Annotated in this window: 19 protein-coding genes; 8 read left to right on the forward strand and 11 right to left on the reverse strand. The window is 39.4% G+C overall.

Going from position 1 to position 16,571, the window contains the following annotated elements; translation table 11 throughout:
- Window positions 1-3: 3 nt before the first annotated feature.
- The 3 genes from JWG41_RS04175 to JWG41_RS04185 are packed head-to-tail and all read right to left on the reverse strand — an operon-like array spanning window position 4 to window position 2,836.
- Window positions 4-951, reverse strand: a complete 948-nt coding sequence (locus tag JWG41_RS04175; RefSeq protein ID WP_205268692.1) for an MlaD family protein — start codon at window positions 949-951, stop codon at window positions 4-6.
- A complete protein-coding gene (locus JWG41_RS04180; RefSeq protein ID WP_205268693.1) occupies window positions 948-1,715 on the reverse strand; it encodes an ABC transporter ATP-binding protein in 768 nt (255 codons plus the stop codon). Before JWG41_RS04180 ends, JWG41_RS04175 begins: the two co-directional genes overlap by 4 nt.
- Window positions 1,712-2,836, reverse strand: a complete 1,125-nt coding sequence (locus JWG41_RS04185) for an MlaE family ABC transporter permease (RefSeq protein ID WP_205268694.1) — start codon at window positions 2,834-2,836, stop codon at window positions 1,712-1,714. Before JWG41_RS04185 ends, JWG41_RS04180 begins: the two co-directional genes overlap by 4 nt.
- 87 nt (window positions 2,837-2,923) lie before the next feature.
- Here JWG41_RS04185 and JWG41_RS04190 point away from each other — a divergent pair, with 87 nt between their 5' ends.
- The 6 genes from JWG41_RS04190 to fliE all read left to right on the forward strand — a co-directional run bounded on the left by JWG41_RS04190 (window position 2,924) and on the right by fliE (window position 7,924).
- Complete coding sequence (locus JWG41_RS04190; protein WP_205268695.1) at window positions 2,924-4,012, forward strand: AraC family transcriptional regulator; 1,089 nt, start codon at window positions 2,924-2,926, stop codon at window positions 4,010-4,012.
- A gap of 114 nt (window positions 4,013-4,126) precedes the next feature.
- Window positions 4,127-4,990: a sterol desaturase family protein gene (locus JWG41_RS04195; protein ID WP_205268696.1), complete on the forward strand. Its 864-nt coding sequence runs from the start codon at window positions 4,127-4,129 to the stop codon at window positions 4,988-4,990.
- A 181-nt stretch (window positions 4,991-5,171) separates the two neighbouring features.
- Window positions 5,172-6,188, forward strand: coding sequence for a hypothetical protein (locus JWG41_RS04200; protein ID WP_205268697.1), 1,017 nt, complete (start codon window positions 5,172-5,174; stop codon window positions 6,186-6,188).
- A 364-nt stretch (window positions 6,189-6,552) separates the two neighbouring features.
- The gene (flgB, locus tag JWG41_RS04205) at window positions 6,553-6,984 is read left to right on the forward strand and encodes a flagellar basal body rod protein FlgB (RefSeq protein ID WP_015680998.1); all 432 of its coding nucleotides are present in this window, start codon (window positions 6,553-6,555) and stop codon (window positions 6,982-6,984) included.
- Between the two features lie 10 nt (window positions 6,985-6,994).
- Window positions 6,995-7,456: a flagellar basal body rod protein FlgC gene (flgC, locus tag JWG41_RS04210; protein WP_002975027.1), complete on the forward strand. Its 462-nt coding sequence runs from the start codon at window positions 6,995-6,997 to the stop codon at window positions 7,454-7,456.
- A gap of 102 nt (window positions 7,457-7,558) precedes the next feature.
- The gene (gene fliE, locus JWG41_RS04215; RefSeq protein ID WP_015682354.1) at window positions 7,559-7,924 is read left to right on the forward strand and encodes a flagellar hook-basal body complex protein FliE; all 366 of its coding nucleotides are present in this window, start codon (window positions 7,559-7,561) and stop codon (window positions 7,922-7,924) included.
- A 73-nt stretch (window positions 7,925-7,997) separates the two neighbouring features.
- Here fliE and JWG41_RS04220 read toward each other — a convergent pair whose 3' ends face one another.
- Genes JWG41_RS04220 through JWG41_RS04240 form a run of 5 tightly spaced genes read right to left on the reverse strand, consistent with a single transcriptional unit; the run spans window position 7,998 to window position 13,517 of the window.
- Window positions 7,998-8,489: a hypothetical protein gene (locus JWG41_RS04220; RefSeq protein ID WP_205268698.1), complete on the reverse strand. Its 492-nt coding sequence runs from the start codon at window positions 8,487-8,489 to the stop codon at window positions 7,998-8,000.
- Window positions 8,458-9,390: an MBL fold metallo-hydrolase gene (locus JWG41_RS04225; protein WP_205268699.1), complete on the reverse strand. Its 933-nt coding sequence runs from the start codon at window positions 9,388-9,390 to the stop codon at window positions 8,458-8,460. The genes JWG41_RS04220 and JWG41_RS04225 overlap by 32 nt, the downstream gene beginning before the upstream one ends.
- 60 nt (window positions 9,391-9,450) lie before the next feature.
- Window positions 9,451-11,055 (reverse strand): glycerol-3-phosphate dehydrogenase/oxidase, encoded by a 1,605-nt coding sequence (locus JWG41_RS04230; RefSeq protein ID WP_205268700.1) that lies wholly within the window; start codon window positions 11,053-11,055, stop codon window positions 9,451-9,453.
- A complete protein-coding gene (locus tag JWG41_RS04235; RefSeq protein ID WP_205268701.1) occupies window positions 11,052-11,903 on the reverse strand; it encodes an aminoglycoside phosphotransferase family protein in 852 nt (283 codons plus the stop codon). The genes JWG41_RS04230 and JWG41_RS04235 overlap by 4 nt, the downstream gene beginning before the upstream one ends.
- A 15-nt stretch (window positions 11,904-11,918) precedes the next feature.
- Window positions 11,919-13,517 carry a xylulokinase gene (locus JWG41_RS04240; RefSeq protein WP_205268749.1) on the reverse strand — a complete coding sequence of 533 codons (1,599 nt, stop codon included), beginning with the start codon at window positions 13,515-13,517 and terminating at the stop codon, window positions 11,919-11,921.
- 101 nt (window positions 13,518-13,618) lie between these two features.
- On the opposite strand from JWG41_RS04240, the gene JWG41_RS04245 reads away from it, so the two are divergent.
- Together JWG41_RS04245 and JWG41_RS04250 are read left to right on the forward strand one after the other, a co-directional pair.
- On the forward strand, window positions 13,619-13,756 hold the full coding sequence (locus JWG41_RS04245) for a hypothetical protein (RefSeq protein ID WP_205268754.1): 138 nt from the start codon (window positions 13,619-13,621) through the stop codon (window positions 13,754-13,756).
- Window positions 13,753-14,958, forward strand: coding sequence for an MFS transporter (locus JWG41_RS04250; RefSeq protein WP_205268702.1), 1,206 nt, complete (start codon window positions 13,753-13,755; stop codon window positions 14,956-14,958). Before JWG41_RS04245 ends, JWG41_RS04250 begins: the two co-directional genes overlap by 4 nt.
- 95 nt (window positions 14,959-15,053) lie before the next feature.
- Here the strand turns inward: JWG41_RS04250 and JWG41_RS04255 are convergent, their stop codons facing one another.
- The 3 genes from JWG41_RS04255 to JWG41_RS04265 form a co-directional block, all read right to left on the reverse strand.
- Complete coding sequence (locus JWG41_RS04255) at window positions 15,054-15,548, reverse strand: DUF7000 family protein (protein WP_205268703.1); 495 nt, start codon at window positions 15,546-15,548, stop codon at window positions 15,054-15,056.
- A 104-nt stretch (window positions 15,549-15,652) separates the two neighbouring features.
- Window positions 15,653-16,006, reverse strand: a complete 354-nt coding sequence (locus JWG41_RS04260; protein WP_205268704.1) for a hypothetical protein — start codon at window positions 16,004-16,006, stop codon at window positions 15,653-15,655.
- Entirely contained in the window at window positions 15,990-16,406 is a 417-nt protein-coding gene (locus JWG41_RS04265; RefSeq protein WP_205268705.1) for a hypothetical protein, read from the reverse strand. The genes JWG41_RS04260 and JWG41_RS04265 overlap by 17 nt, the downstream gene beginning before the upstream one ends.
- Between the last annotated feature and the right edge of the window lie 165 nt (window positions 16,407-16,571).

Raw genomic sequence — 16,571 nt, forward strand, 5'->3', positions numbered from 1 at the left:
TATTTATTTCCAGAGTTTAGATTTGTTGGGAGCTTCTCCAAAGAGAAACTGAGAGGGATATTTTTTTGCATTCGCTGTGACTTCTTTTAAGTCTTCGGATGCAATTCGTAAGTTTTCGATCGATGTAGAAATATCTCCTTGGTTCGAAGCAAGAAGTGTGTCGAGTCGTTTGAGAGTGGTTTGTAACTGAGTGACAGAGGCATCCAATTTTTTAGGTAATCCTTGTGTTTCGGGACTTGCGATCAGAGCTTTGACTTCGGCATTGGTCTTTCTCAGATCAACAAGTAGGCCTGTGGATTCACGTGCCAGGTCTCCAAGTTTTGCTTCTTGGATGGTTTGGTTTAGGTTACGAATGAGTTCCCCTACACCTAAAAGAATTTTATCCACATCTGCCTTTTCTACTTTTTCAAAGAATTTATCTACAGAAGCAGTAAACCTAGAGATGGTACTGGGGGCTGAAGGAATGTAAATGGTTTTTGGTTCCCATTCAATGGAGAGAGGTGGGTTTTTTTCAGGATTTAAATAATCTACTTCCAAATAAGCGGTTCCAGTTAACCCTTGTGAGGCGAGCCTGACACGAAGCCCACTTTGGATCATTCTCTGAACGGTTCTTTTTAAATCATCACCATACACACCTTTTACAAAGTCAGGAACAGACATTTTAATCAAAACATATCTTCCATAACGAAGTTCCGTATCTTCTGTAAGTTTATGTGAATATTCATTTTGTACAAAGGTGATTTCTTGGACGGTTCCCACCTTAACCCCGCGGTGTTTGACGGGAGATCCAATGTCCAAACCTTGCACTGATTCATCGAAGTAGGTTTCTAAACTTACCGATCTTTGAAAGATATTTCCGGCAGTGAACACGATCAAAAACAAAATGAGTGTGAAAAAACTAACAAGTACGAAGATCCCAACTTTAAAATAGATTTTACTCGATTGGTTCATAACGGGGAACTCTCCTGTGGAATACGATTAAAGAATTGTTTTACAAATGGATCTTTTGACTTTTCTTTCAAATCTTTTGGTTTGCCTTCGGCGATAATTCCTTTTTTGGATTTATCTAAAACAATCACACGGTCAGCCATTGTAAACACAGAAGGCAATTCATGTGTCACAATCACAAAAGTAACTCCCAGAGTTCTCGACAAACGGATGATTAGGTGGTCGAGCTCCACACTGGTAATGGGATCAAGACCCGCACTGGGCTCATCTAAAAATAAAATTTCAGGATCCATAGCCATAGCTCTTGCAATCGCAGCACGTTTTTTCATACCACCCGAAAGTTCCGCCGGATACAGATGGGCGAAAGGAAAAAGACCAACCATTTTTAATTTGGTCATAGCAATTTCATTCATGATGGGAATTGGTAGGTTTGTAAATTCTTCCAAAGGCAATCGGATATTTTCGAGTAAGGTCATGGAACCAAAAAGAGCACTTTGTTGGTACATCACTCCGATACGATTCCAGATTTCGATTTTTTTCTTTCCTTCTGCCAGAACGATATCATCTTCATCGATCCATATACGACCGCTAAATGGAGATGTTAAGCCAATCATATTTTTTAAAACTGTAGACTTCCCACAACCAGACCCACCGAGGATTCCGAAAATTTCGCCTCGGTTCACCTCAAAAGAGATATTTTCCATAACCACAGTATGGCCGTATCCTGTTGTTAGATGTTCGACTCGAATGATTGGTTTATCTTTCATATCTTTAGGTAAAAGTATAAGACGGAAAAAATTCCATCCAGTATGGACACAAGTATAATGGAACCAACCACAGCAGAAGTGGTCGATTCCCCAACGGCACCAGCTCCCGATGCCGTTTTTAATCCCCGATAACAACCAATAGACGCAATGATCATTCCAAAAAAATAAGATTTTAAAAGCCCACCTAATATATCGGAAAGACCCACCGCAAGATTCACTTGGTTGATAAAGGTAACCAGAGGAAATCCAAAACTAATCAAAACAACAGCTCCACCAATGAGACCAAACAAATTAAATACTATGGTGAGAAGTGGAGTCATTAAGAGCGACGCCACCAAACGAGGAATGATGAGAAACTGAACTGGAGGAAGACCCATAGTAGTGAGTGCATCAATTTCTTCGGAAACCTTCATCGTTCCAAGCTCTGCGGCAAAGGCAGAGCCTGACCTACCCGATAGAATAAAAGCAGTCATCAGAGGTCCAAGCTCTCGAAACAAAGAAAGACCAACAAGGTTTGCCACAAAGATCTCTGCCCCGAACCTTCGCATAGGAATAGCGGATTGAAAAGACATGATAAGACCAAGTAAAAAGCCAATCATGGCAATGATGGGAAAGGCATTGACTCCCATTGATTCCGCAACACGGAAGGTATCTTTCCAACGAATTTTGGAAGGATGTAAAAAAGAACGCCAAAAAGAAACGGTAAGTTCGCCCGTAAAGGTAATTAGGTATTTAAACTCTAACAACGAATCAATGGTTAGCTTCCCAATTTTTTCTGATCTTCTAAGAGAGTTCGCTAATGTTTCTTTGTTTCTTTTGCTATCATCATCAGAGATACTCAATCGGTATTGGAACTGTTCACCTAATCCAAATAATACGAATTGGATCCGTCTATTTTCACATTCCAAACGGATAAGTTTTAAAAGGGAAATTCCAGAGGAATCGGATTCTTCCAAATTGCCTGCATGAACGGCTACTTTACGAGGAGGGCTTTTTTTTACGATTTCGAAAAAGGAAGTCCAATCCTTACCTGTTTCTGCGGCAGTGAGCGCCGCCGGGAGGTGGATTTCTAAGGTGCTACCTTCCCACAAAAAGGAGGATTGTCGATGAATGGTATCCACGTTTCATACGTAATTCTAATTCAGAACGAACCCGAGGCAAGTGATTTTATTTTACAACCCAAACGATTGATTAAAAGATGAACATCAATGTGGAATCTAAATAGTCATTTGATTGGCTTTTCTGCGGGGCTTTCTCTCCTTTTTGCTTGGGGAGAATTCCTTAGAAAAAACGCTACAGGACAGACAAAAGTACAAGGATTATTATTTCTCTTTGCGGCTATGTTCCAGGCCCATACTTTTTTTACATGCACCGGTATTTACCAATCTTTCCCTCATTTGTATCTCACCCACTTACCATTCACGGCTTGTATTGGTGCTCTTCTCAAAAGGTACTTTGCAGAACTTTGGGATGAAAGTCCCAAGAGAAACCAGTTTTCTTTTTGGGAACTTGTTCCAGCAGTCATAGTCATTGCATTAATGATTCCATTTTACATTTCTTCTGCAGATGAAAAAATCGCCATTCACACAAACTATCTAAAAGAAGGTGTTCCACTTATCTTTCAAATCACGATCCTTATCGCCGTTTCACCCATATTTTACGCTGCTTTTTACGTTTTTTCAAATATGGCAAGATACATTCGATTGGAGCGATTTAAAAAATCAGCTCATCTTCGTTTGGTGGGAATCGTGGTTGGAATTGGGGCTTTTTCCAGCTTAATCGGAATTTATACTTTGTTTTTTCACCAAAGACATGGATTAGAGATTGTTTCCACTTTTATCGCCTTACTACTGATCGGTGTTTATCTATTACGCCAAAAAAGTCCTGAGTTATGGGGTGAAGTCCAAAGGATTGTCATCGAAGAAAAGAAATACCAAACCTCACAACTGGGCGGATTCAATCTGGAAACTCTTCAGAACCAACTAAGACAACTCATGGAAGTGGAAAAGATCTACCGAGATGAAAGTATCAATTTAGAGAAGTTGGCCAAAGAAATGGACCTTTCCGAACACCAACTCTCTGAATATTTGAACCTCCACCAAAAAAGAAGTTTTTTCCACTTGGTCAATCACTACCGGATTCGAGAGGCCAAAGAATTATTTTCACTTCATCCCGACAGGAATATCCTCACCATCGCTTATGATGTGGGTTTCCCATCCAAGTCTACTTTCTATGATGCTTTCAAAAGAGAAGTAGGGACAAGTCCTAGTGATTATCGAAAATCTCTTGGGACCTAATCCGGTTGGGTCAAACCGGAATCTTTTTTTATTCCGGCTTTACCGATCCGGTCGATTTGGTTTTTAATTTTTGTTAGAATGGATTCATTCGAAGGTCGTCTTTAGGAGAGTTCTATGTTTGGTGGACCAGTTCAGTGTGAATTAGTAATCGATTGTATTACCAAAATTGGTTTTGCACAAGGGATTTTGAATTTTGTGCGTTATTATCCTATAGCCGGATTGGCATTCCTTTTATTCTATGTTTGGCGAAAGGATTTTTTCGAAACCTATCGCATCCAAAAAGTATATCCCAAAGCAGAAAAGGTTTGGAAAGAATTTCGCCAATCGGCAGTCACACTTGTGGTCTTTACTCTCGTTGCTGTGACCAACATCACGCTTATGAAAGCAAAAATTGTTCCTAGTGCCGTTTACTTCGGGCCTGTTTCTGGATGGTCTGGGGTCGGATATATTTTCTTAAGTTTCGCCCTCATTACTGTTTGGCATGAGACTTGGTTCTATTGGATGCATAGATTTGCTCACTTAAAAAAAGTTTACCCGCATGTTCACTCAGAACACCATCAGTCAGTGAACCCTTCGCCTTTGGCAGCTTACCGATTTCAAGCCACAGAAGCATTTTTAGAAGCTATCTACATTGTTCCTTTTGTGATGTTTGTTCCGATTCATTTCTATGTTTTAATCTTTCATACTTTCTATGCGATGGTTTTGAATATATGGTGGCACCTAGGATACGAATTTTTTCCTAAAGGTTGGGCATCCCATTCGATCACCAAATGGATTAACACCTCCACACACCACAACCAACACCACCAAAAGTTCCAAGGAAACTATTCTCTCTATTTCAATGTCTGGGATCGTTTGATGGGAACGAACTTTCCCAATTACGAAGCATACTTTGACCAAGTCACAGAAGAAAGAGACAGGAAACGAAAAGAACAAGAATCAAAAACTAAAGCGGATGTGGAAGTTTTAGTTACGTAATGAAAATGGGATTATATGTGAATCACGATTATAATCCCATTGTATAAAACTGCAAAAGATTCTCATCATTTACAAAACACGCTAATAGAAAAACACGAATCAGAATAATTTTGTATTTTTCAATATAAAGTTCTTTGGTAGATAATCGATATAAATCATAATTATCAACCAAGGCATTCTTGTGAAACTAAGTTTGACTCTATTAATTGCTCTGTTTTTTGTAAGCTCTATATCCGCTCAATGGAAAAATCAATCCGACAGATCCGAATGGAACAAGGAAGTTGAAAAAAAATGGAGCCAAAAAAATACTCCCGAATTCAACGGTGCGCCATATATTAATGATCTAATTACTCTGGATACGTATATTGATCCATTCTCTCAAGATATGGCAGAGGGAAGGTATGGAACTAAGTTCTATTTCAAATACTACAGCTTTAAACTTCCGGCAGAATTCAAAAAAGGAGACCATCTTCATTTAAGAATTACCGAAGTAATCAATCCACTTGATTTTTATTTAAGCAGACTGAATCTCACATATAACAATCATTCCATTTTTGAATCGGGTGGAATGTTTCGAATTGATGCATTTTATAAAGGTAGACCAGTCCTTTTAGATGGCCCTGGTATTGAGGTGCAGTTCCCTGTAAACAATCCAGTTAATGAGTATAACCTATATTCTTATCAGAACAACCTATGGACAAAAAAACAAGATAGTAAAGATATAAAAACATCAGCAGATACTACCGAATCAGTTTCTGAAAATCTTGAGTTCTCCACAAGTGCAATCAATAAGTTTGTCAGCGGTATCAAAGGATTTCTTTGGTGGAATTTCGATGTTCCGCGTAATGACATGACATGCATTACTGGACGGGTAAAACCATCTAATGTAAAATATTCAATTACAGTTGTTGGTATTAGTAAGTTAGGGGCAACCACAGGATATTCTGACACTGAAGAATTTAAGATTAATTATTTGCAGGATGTTACGGTTAAGGTTATCATTGAGACAAATAATGATATGTTGGGTGCATCAAATAATATTCTAACCAATACCGTTGATAGCTACTTTTATAGTGATGAAAACAAGAAAGGCAAATGTCAAAACATTGGTGAGATTAATATCGAAAAAGTGAGTCCCGAATTAAAAAAAGACCGCGGACAACTATTAAAATACCTTGGCCTTAACGATATTCGATAGAATATTTACAGTTAACTAAATAAAATTCAAATTTAATTCTACGTTAAGGTAAATAAGTCCCGGAGACTCCATCGAGCAGGAAGGACTCCTGTCTGGTCGAAAGGTCACTGGCAGAACTCGGATTTTAGATCCATAGCCCGCGGCAGGGATCGAGCGGAAATCCCTCCCCTATATTTTGTTTCCAGATATCATACAATGGAAAAGCCCTGGGGAGGATTGGAGGGAGAGCCCGTCACTGTTTGTGTAACTTTTTGGTTTTAGAAACCAATTGGGGCCGCCCAAAAAAAAATCACTCAAAGGTGACATAAAATGCTTTAGGGGGAAGAAAAACCGGTCGAAGGGGAATGTAGAGAGGAAGAGAAATATGTTTGAAGCAACACATTTCATGAAAACTCAAGACCTTTTGGAACGGGGCCTAAGTGCATCCACCCAAAGGCGGAAAGTGATTACTGATAATATCGCCAATGCGGACGTTCCTAATTTCAAACGTTCGGAAGTGGTGTTCGAATCTATGCTGAAACGTGCCATTGAATCGGAAAAAATTGAAAAGGACAAGGCTGTCCCGACTAAGATCACTAACGACCGTCATATTGAATTTTTTAAACCATTAGATTACCGGGATGCCAAACCCAAAACCAATTTGGATTATCTGACTACGATGAGACCCGATGGAAACAACGTAGACATTGAAAAAGAAGTGGTCGATGCCAATCAAAACCAAATGAGTTACAGCCTCATGGTGGATCGCTTAAACCAAAACAACCGCCTTCTCAATATTGTGATGAGAACCAACTAAGGAGTAAGTTATGGGAATGTTTGATTCCATTAATATATCAGCAACAGGGCTTTCGGCCCAAAGACTCCGAATGGATGTCATTTCGAATAACATTGCTAACTCGACGACAACGAGAAATACCAATGGAGATGGTCCTTTTCGCAGGGATCGTGTCATCCTAACACCGATTAATCTCCGAACCAATTGGAAAAGTCCTGTGTATCCTTTTGGTGTGGCTCCCGGCGAAGGCAAAGGAGTGAAGGTGATGAAAATCGAAAAGGATATGAGCCCTCTTCGATTGACTTATGATCCGACCCATCCCGACGCCATCCAAACCGGCCCTAAAAAAGGATACGTGGAACTTCCGAACATCAATATCGTTACAGAGATGACGGATATGATTTCGGCTTCTCGGTCTTATGAGGCCAATGTCCAACTCATCAATGGATCCAAAGCCATGATGAACAAAGCCATGGAAATCGGTCGGGCTTAAACGTCTGGCCGTATCCGGCTTCTTTTCGCTTTTTTTAATGTGACATAATTTTTTTCTTTAGGTTTCCCAGATTTGGCCGATGTTTAGATTGAGGAAACACCCATGGCCATTGATCGCATTTCCAATATGAGTTCCCAAACCTACAAACCCCATTCCCTTCTCCCACAAGGTGACAAGGTAGGTATCTTTCGTTCCGATGAACGCCACTATGGAAAAACCAATGAAGCCAAGTCCCCTGATGAAGTCGCAGGAACTTTTGGGGATGCTTTGAAAAAAGCCTTTGAACAAGTCAATGACCAACAAGTAGAAGCAGATGAACTCACACAAAAGATTGTTTTTGATCCAAACTCAGTGGAACTTCACGATGTAATGATCGCTGCGGAAAAAGCGAGAATCTCTTTGACATTCGCAAAAACAATGTCCGATGGATTTGTAAGAGCTTATCGCGAGTTAACAACGCTTAGATAAAAGCTAAATCGCTGGATCGGAATATTTCCATAGATACATTTTCTTTGAAATCATTTCGGTTCACTCCAATGGGTCATGGCGTAGGGCGACCAAACACGCGCTCTACGGCCTCGTATCGGATCTCAATTTTGTCACTCGGACTCACACGAACACCACGTTTCATTTGAACCCCATCCACCCTTTCTTCATTCACATACACCACCCAACCCGCTGTCCAGGAATTTGATTTTCCATTCACTTCCATAATTTCTTCTGTGCGGGTTGTAGAAATAAAACGCATAGAGGGATCTTCCTTTTTAGATAATTCCGCAAGGATCAGAAGTAAATCCTTCGATTCGAACATGGAAGATGGAATGGACTTTGTTTCTTCAAAGTCTAGAGAGAGAAAATGAATTTGGATTTGTGGGTCTTTGGATTTTTTAGATTTGGATAGATGTGAACATTGAAGGATGAACCCGAATCCAATAATTCCGAGAACAAAAACAAACCTCATAACAAAAGATACGGACCTTTGATTCAAAGAAGTTTTTCCCTTATCCTTTGGACTTAGTCTTTTCGAAGGCATACACCAACCCTTGTGCGTTTAGATTTACATCCAGATGTAATAACTTCCAATCGGATGCGGTCAGAGTAATGGAATGTTTTCTAGCAAGTGTTTGGATCATGGCTTTTACTTTTGATTCCATAAAAGGGAGTCTTTCTTCTTTGGTGACACTTTCCAACTCGGAGATGGCTTCCTCGCAAAGAGTGAGTCCTTCTTTTAAATCGGAGGCATTTTCTTTTAAGTCTCCGATAGGGCCGAAATGGGTTAAATACGCTACCTCTGCTCCCGTGTCTAAAATTCGATCGAGGGAACGAATGGCTTCCGTCGAATCAAAGTCAGTGGGTGTGGTTGTGGGGAAAATAAAACGTTTTCCATTTTCTAAATGAGGATAGGATATTCCAAAGGAATCTCCCGTATAGATCCCATTTGTTTTTTTATCATAAATACAAAAGTGATGATTAGCATGTCCCTTGGTGTATAAAAATTGAAAGGAGTGCCCTTCCCATTCTAACCACTCCCCATCTTCCATTACACGAATTCTTTCTTTAGGAATAGGTTTGATCTCACCATACAATGAATCAAAATTTTCTTTTCCATACACTGAGGTCGCACTTTTGATGAGTAGACTCGGATCCATCAAGTGTTTGGCGGTTTTTGGATGAGCGAGTAAAGTTGCACCTGGACAGGCTTCAAGAAGGGCCCAGGCTCCACCAGCGTGGTCCAAGTGGACATGGGTGACAATCACATAATCTAAGTTTTGTGGCCCTACCCCACGCGACTCCATTGCTTTCAAAATTTTGGGAATGGCGTGAGTTGTATTGGTTTCGACAACAACCCCTCGGCCCTCTTCTTCTATAAGATAGGCCGAAGCCACCTGATGAAAGTTTGCATACTCCGTATCAATGGTTAAAACTGTGCCCATAACTAAAGATACAATAGCAAAGAGGAAATTGTCAGCCGAAATTCTTAAACCAGAAAGAATTCAAACAGGTAATTTTAAAACTTTGTAAATGGCTTCTGTTTCTGTTTGTTTCTTTTCTTCTGACCAATTCCATTCGGTGGCGACAACACCAATGATGGCCTTCATAATTTCATCCGAAAGGATCCCCAAGGTCCCGAGCCCTGTCCTTCTTAAAAAGATATCGGATAGGGATTTTGCCATCTCATAACGAATCGCATAAACCACTTCTGCGAGGATCTCTCCATCTTGATTGAGAACGGCACCTAGGTTTTTTGTCTTTCTGGCAAGATCCAAAATGATTTCGTATTGAAGACCATAATGGCGAATCAAGTAATCAATGGTTTTTTCAGAAAAGTCCGTATTCTGTTTCTTTGCCCCTTCAATGAATATTTCAACGTTCGGGATTTGTGAGGCGTATAAATGCTGTTTTGCGGAGATATTCTCTGTTGGTTTTTTTGTTAGTTTCTTTTGGATTCTTTTGAATATCGACTCTGCAAAATGTCTACTTGTTGTATACTTTCCACCGGCCGCTGTAATGAGACCTTGGATTCCATCCCGGGCGTGGTCATACAATTCAGATCTTCTCGATGCCGAATAAGTATCATCGGAGCTTTCAATCAAAGGACGAAGCCCCCCATAAGCAAAAATCACATCATCAATGGTTAACTTTTCTTTTAAGTGAGAAGTTTCATTGATATAGTCAATGAACTCTGTGATACTTTCACGAGTGAGTTTCCAATCTTCTACATTTCCAAAATAAGACTTTTCTGTTGGCCCAATCATCGAGTGGCCTCGCCAAGGAGCAAAACTAAAATGACCTTTGTCTCCTACATAGAGAGTCATTAAGTTTGTTAATTTTTTGGTGATGATATAAATTCCTTCCGATCGTTTTTTGGGAAGTGGTTGTTCGGTTTTCGGAGATTTAGAAAGGATATGATGAGTCCAAGGTCCAGAAGCATTGATGGTTACTTTGGAACGAATTTGGGATTCCGCATTGGTCAGTGCATCGCGAACTCGAATCCCAACGACAGTTTTGTCTTTCCAAAGTAAGTCTTCAACGACAGTATAATTCGAAAGTTTGGCACCGTAAGCCGCGGCTGATTTTAAAAAACTAAGAGTCAATCTTTCGGGGCTCAAACAAATCGCATCATAAAAATAAGCGGCGTCTTCAAAGTCTCCGAGATTTTTTTCTAAAAGTTCCTTTCGTTTGAGGTATTTGTGATTAGGGATTTGTTTGGATTCGTCCCAAGTCCACTTACTATCAAAAGATAAAAGGTCATAAACAAAAAGTCCAATCCGTGCAATGAGTCCAGGTTTCGGAAGTACCATAGGGTAAGGATAAACCAAATTGGGGGCAATGTTGGAAAGGATTCGCCTTTCTTTCAAAGCTTCCCTCACAAGACCAATTTCAAATTGTTTGAGATAACGAAGGCCCCCGTGAATGAGTTTTCCTGTGGCCGCAGAGGTAGCTCCGCCAAAATCTTTTTTTTCGACGAGAGCCACCGTATAACCACGACTTGCCACTTCGTATGCCAAACTGGCTCCGGTAATTCCTCCGCCGATGATGGTGACATCGAACTCTTCCCCATCATAAGATTCGATAAAACGATCCAGTTTTAAATTCATACACGGCCACCACTAGCAACCAAACGACTGATTTGTGACTTCAGATTTTCTCTTTCGCTTTCTATATTCCAAAGACCCAAACGAAGTAGGAGTGCTGGCAACCTCCAAGCTGCAATTTCTGCATCCGTGACCCCACTTAAGATTTTATAAGCCTTAAGATAACCACCAAGGATGAACTTTCGGATGATGGTATAAAAAATGATTTTTAGTTTGGGGGTTCCTGGCCAAAGTTCTGCATCGGTAAAAAGTAATACAGTGAAAGCAACATCGGCAGCGGAATTTCCTTTGGCAGCCGTCATCCAATCGATAATGATTTCGTCTTTCCCTTCGACAATTACGTTCTCTGGATGAAAGTCCAAATGAAGAATGGAATTTCCATTCGGTAGTCCGCTAATGTAAGATTCGACCTTTTCTTTTTCTTCTGCATTCAAAAAGGAAAGTGGTTCCGATAACAAACAATGATTCAAAATTACTTTTATGTCTTTGTATTTGTCCGATGTAATTTGATGCACACCGTAATGCAAACGAGCGAGTGTTCCTGCAATACGAAAGAGTTCCAAAGGGTTTTTGTCAGGAAGTTTTGTCAGAGAAATCCCTGTGATTCGATCAAATATAATTCCGAATCGATTTCCAACTTTTGCTTTGCCGTAACATTGCATCTTAGAAGCACCTTTTCGATTTGCCTCTACCGTATTTTCAACCTCTAAATCTATTTCTGATTCTTTTGCATCAGGGAAAAATAGTTTCAGAATTTTATCCTCTGGTAAAAGAAATAAATCTGCCGATCTTCCGATGGTAAAAGGTTTACCTAAACTTTCCTTTGTGTACTCTATGTTTTGTTTGCTCATACCATGTTCCCGAATTTATGAATTTAAAATTGCAAAATTGTTTTGATTACTTTTATAAAGATTTTTGAAGACCGAAAAGTTTCGATCATATATTTTCTTATGTTTTAAATTGGGCGTCCATCTGTCTTGAATGGGTATCATTGATTTGATATCTTCAAATTTTGGAATCATTCCAAGTCCATAAGCTACAATGGCTGCGGCTCCCATCGCACCGACATTCTCTGGATGGACAACTCGCTCAATGGTTTTTCCTGTAATGTCAGCTAACACTTGACAGATAAATCCAGAACGTGCCACCCCACCCACAAATCGAATGGTATCGGATGTAGGTATTTTCTTGTTGGAAAGTTCTAAGATCCAACGTTTGTGAAAGAGAATTCCTTCGACAACGGAACGAATGAGAACTCTTTTTCCCGTATGCAAACTAATATTAAAGAACATCCCTCTGGCTTTAGGATCTTCAAAAGGACAACGGTTTCCATGAAGCCATGGTGTAAAGATCACACCTTGCGAACCTGGATCTGTGTCTTTGATAGAATCAAACATAAACTCAAACAGACTTTCATAAATGGCTTCTGGGCCATCAGTGATTTTCTTTTTTTCTAAATATAAATCAATTTCATCTAAGGCCAAATGGTCTTTAACCCATTGTAAACATTTACCAGAAGTTTCTTGTTCTCCAAAATAATTATAATATCCTTCTCTGGCGCCAACGATGGAAGCAATCCTTGCTCCTATATCAACCGTTCTTTTTTTTGTAACAGTGGAAATCCAACCAGAGGTTCCCGCATAAATATGAGTGTCTCCTTCCGCAACGGCACCAGCACCCACACCAATCAGAGAGGCGTCACCACCACCACCAAACACCGATATGTTTTCTTTTAAACCAAGAAACTCTGCGGCTTCTTTCGTGAGTCCTCCCACACGATCAGAGGAATTCACAATCTTTGGCAAATGATCCAAACGAACTCCAAACAATTTACAAAGTAAGGGACTCCAATTTCCTTTTTCCACTCGTGAGTTGTATAAAAAGGTAGCGAAAGCAGAATCCCGGGTCATCACTGCTTCCTTTGTACAACGAGCGATGAGAAATTCTTTTACATCCAACCACCACTTCACTTTTGAGAAAACTTCTGGTTCATTTTTTTCGACCCATTTGTATTTCCAAATGGGATCTTTCACACTGGCGGCCACAGCCCCCGTGATCCAAAGAGATAACAATAGTTTCACAGCATTGATCCCTTCGATTTTAAAACCGTGAAGAATGCCTTCCTTCATTTCACGAGTGGCCCTTTGGTCCATATAACTCATTGCAGGACGAACCACTTGGAAATTCGAATCCACAAGCACAAGACCTTGCATCTGGGAACAAAAGGAAATTCCTTGGATGGAACTTGGATCGGTATTCGATTGGCTTAAAACTTGGGCGGTTGTTTCCTTCAGGGCCGACCACCAATCCTCTGGATTTTGTTCGGCACCCCCGTTTTCTAAAAGTTGGATCGAATATTCCAAACTGGCTGACCGCACAAGCTCCAAAGCCTGCGACATCCGAAAGAGGCAAGTTTTGACCCCGGTTGTGCCAATATCATAAGTCAGTATGTATCCAGATTCCATGAAAACTCCGCTATCCGCTCGCGCTGGTTTTGGTTTGTTCCACTCTCGATCCACCGCCAGCCAGGATGCTTCGTTTTTCTTCCTAACCAGGAAAAAAGTGAGTGATCACTCACAAAGATTTAGAATCATCAGCTCGGATGGCAAATCATTTTCCTTCGGCATCCTCCCCTTGGGGAATTTATTCCGAACGAGTGATTCCAAGCCCAATCCGTAGATTTGATTTAAGGGGACGAAAATGAGCCAAAACCCACCAAAACTGTATACCTATCGCTGGGTCGTGCTTTTCGCATACATTGTCATTACAGCAACGATATGTTTGCAATGGTTGACCTATGCACCCATTGCCCGAGATGCCAAAGAGTTTTATCATGTTAGCCCCATCCAAATTGATTTACTCTCTTTAGTTTTTCTCGGAGTTTTTGTATTCATCGCGATCCCTGCCTCTTACGTGATTGATACCTATGGAATCAAAAAAGGAGTGGGATTTGGTGCCATACTAACAGGAGTTTGTGGGTTACTCAAAGGAATCTTTGCTGCCGATTATACCATTGTACTCTTATGCCAAATTGGTTTGGCGGTGGCCCAACCTTTTCTTCTCAATGCAGTGACTAAAATCAGTGTTTTGTGGTTCCCGATTCAAGAAAGAGCGACTGCTGTTGCCCTCGGAACCCTCGCGCAGTTCTTAGGAATCATTCTTGTAATGATCCTCACACCAATCCTACTCCAATCAGGAAACACGATTCCCGATGTGATGATGATTTATGGCATTGGCTCTGTGGTCTCTGCGATTCTTTTTCTCCTCCTCATCAAAGAAAAACCACCAACATCACCCAGTACCCACGGGGAAGACAAAGAACTCCCCTTTTTGGAAGGACTTCGTTTTTTATGGAAACAGAAAGATATGAGAAAGATTCTGTTTTTATTTCTGATTGGTCTTGGTGTTTTTAATGCAGTGAGTACTTGTATCGATCAAATCTGTGAAATCAAAGGGCTCAATATCGACGAATCAGGTCTTGTTGGTGGAGTGATGTTGATTGCAGGAATCATCGGTGGGATCATCATTCCTCCTATCTCGGACAAATTACAAAAACGAAAACTATTTCTCATCATTGCAATGGCAGGATTTTTAGTGGGACTTAGTTTATTTGTATTGTTCCAAGGTTTTATCTTCTTACTCATTGGTTCGATTGTGATTGGATTTTTTCTTTTGGGAATTGGAGCACCAATTGGATTTCAATACTGTGCGGAAATTACTTCTCCCGCACCAGAATCCACTTCCCAAGGATTGCTCCTTCTTGTGGGACAAGTCTCAGGAATTATCTTCATCTTAGGACTCAACTTTTTGGGAATGATTTCCTTTTTATACATCCTTCTCTTTTTATCCATAGTGAATTTTGTTATGGTATTTTGGTTAAAAGAATCTCCGTTTATGGAATCTTAACCTAAGATGATACTAGGCTTATCTATGTTTGTAGGCTAAATTAGACTCAAAGATATCAAAATCAACACTAGCAAGGTCCTTAGTTGCTAGTGTTTTTATTTCAGTTTACTTGTTTTAATATCCTGTAAAATTTCCCCAGTCACCTGAACTAAATTGTCTTCAATTTGTTTAGAGAGTTTATCCAAATCATTAAAGTCGGGACTCGCAAGCAAAACCGTTTCAAGAATGGAATATTGTGGTTTGGTGGTTCTGTTTTTGTTCCACTTCGTATTCTTAAAATACTCCCAATATCTTTCTTGAATGGGAATGGTCTGACCTAAAAGCCAAACTTCAAATTGCATTTTCGGATGGTTTAAAACAAGACCCATTTTCAACTTTCTATCTTTCAAAAACTTGTTCGAGTAATAGAAATAAGTATAATCCATGTATCCCTGGAAAAGACTTCCAAACGAATAACTTTTAGAAAGGTTCTTGGATAAAGTTGTACCAAGTTTGGTTATATATTTCACAAGGCCAGCGTAGGCAATTTGGATCTCCCCGATTTGGAGCTGTTTTTTGTATGAATTTACGGAATCTTGAAAGTCTTTCATTGTTTTATCTTATATCTCATTGGCTACCACGAGTAATCACTGGGTTCATATCAAAATTGAATTGATTCTCATATTGATAGTATATAATAAATCAAATTAATCAATTATTCTAAATATTCCATACACAATGAATTTCCTTTTCTATATAGAGAGTAAATGTTTTTATATTTTTTATCAATATGGGCATCTTCGAAATCAAACTTTATACATTTCTCTTTCGTAGCCAATTCGGAAGTTCCAATATTTTTTCGAATATAAAAATTACCAAAATAGAAAACCTTTCCATAGAAATCAGGATGCTTCATGAACTTATTCTTCTCTTTATCGTAAGTAACTTTCTCTTCTAATGAATAATTATATTTTTTACTATCCCTTGTTTCACTGCTAGTCATACAAGAAACACAAGATATCATCAAAATTATTATTGGAACCGAAACTGCGTTATTTATTATTCTCATATTTTATCAGATAACCTGTTATAATATATTGGTCGGAATTGGTTTGCACATAAATCAAGCCAGGCGTTGGAACAATATAAATATGTGTTTCATCCTTAAACGCAGCATTTTGATAAACGGTGAGCTCTTCTATTTCATCGTATTCAAACACACTTTCTACTGGAAAAAGTACACCTTGAATATCAACTCTAGATTTACCAATTAATTCTTTTCCCAAAATTTGCAATAGATCCTGTGATTTTTCGTCTATCTTTTCATCTAATCGGAATTGGATTTTGAATGGAATTCTTGTTCTCCATTCTATTTTTTTCTCCTTACGCTCAAGTATAACAAACGGAATACTTGCTCGGCATCCCGTAACCGTAACCAGAACTATAAAACAAAATGAAATTAATTTCATTGTATAACCCCCAAATTTCCATTATCGAATTATTTGCTCAGACATTAAAGTGGGACAACGATTACAAAACCAATTTTCAATCCTGCACCAATTATTTTTCGGTAATATTTCTAAGAATCTAGAAAAGAATTAAAAAATTGAATTCCACATTTACCATTAAGCGAG

The sequence above is a fragment of the Leptospira chreensis genome (assembly GCF_016919165.1).
Taxonomy (GTDB): Bacteria; Spirochaetota; Leptospiria; order Leptospirales; family Leptospiraceae; genus Leptospira_A; species Leptospira_A chreensis.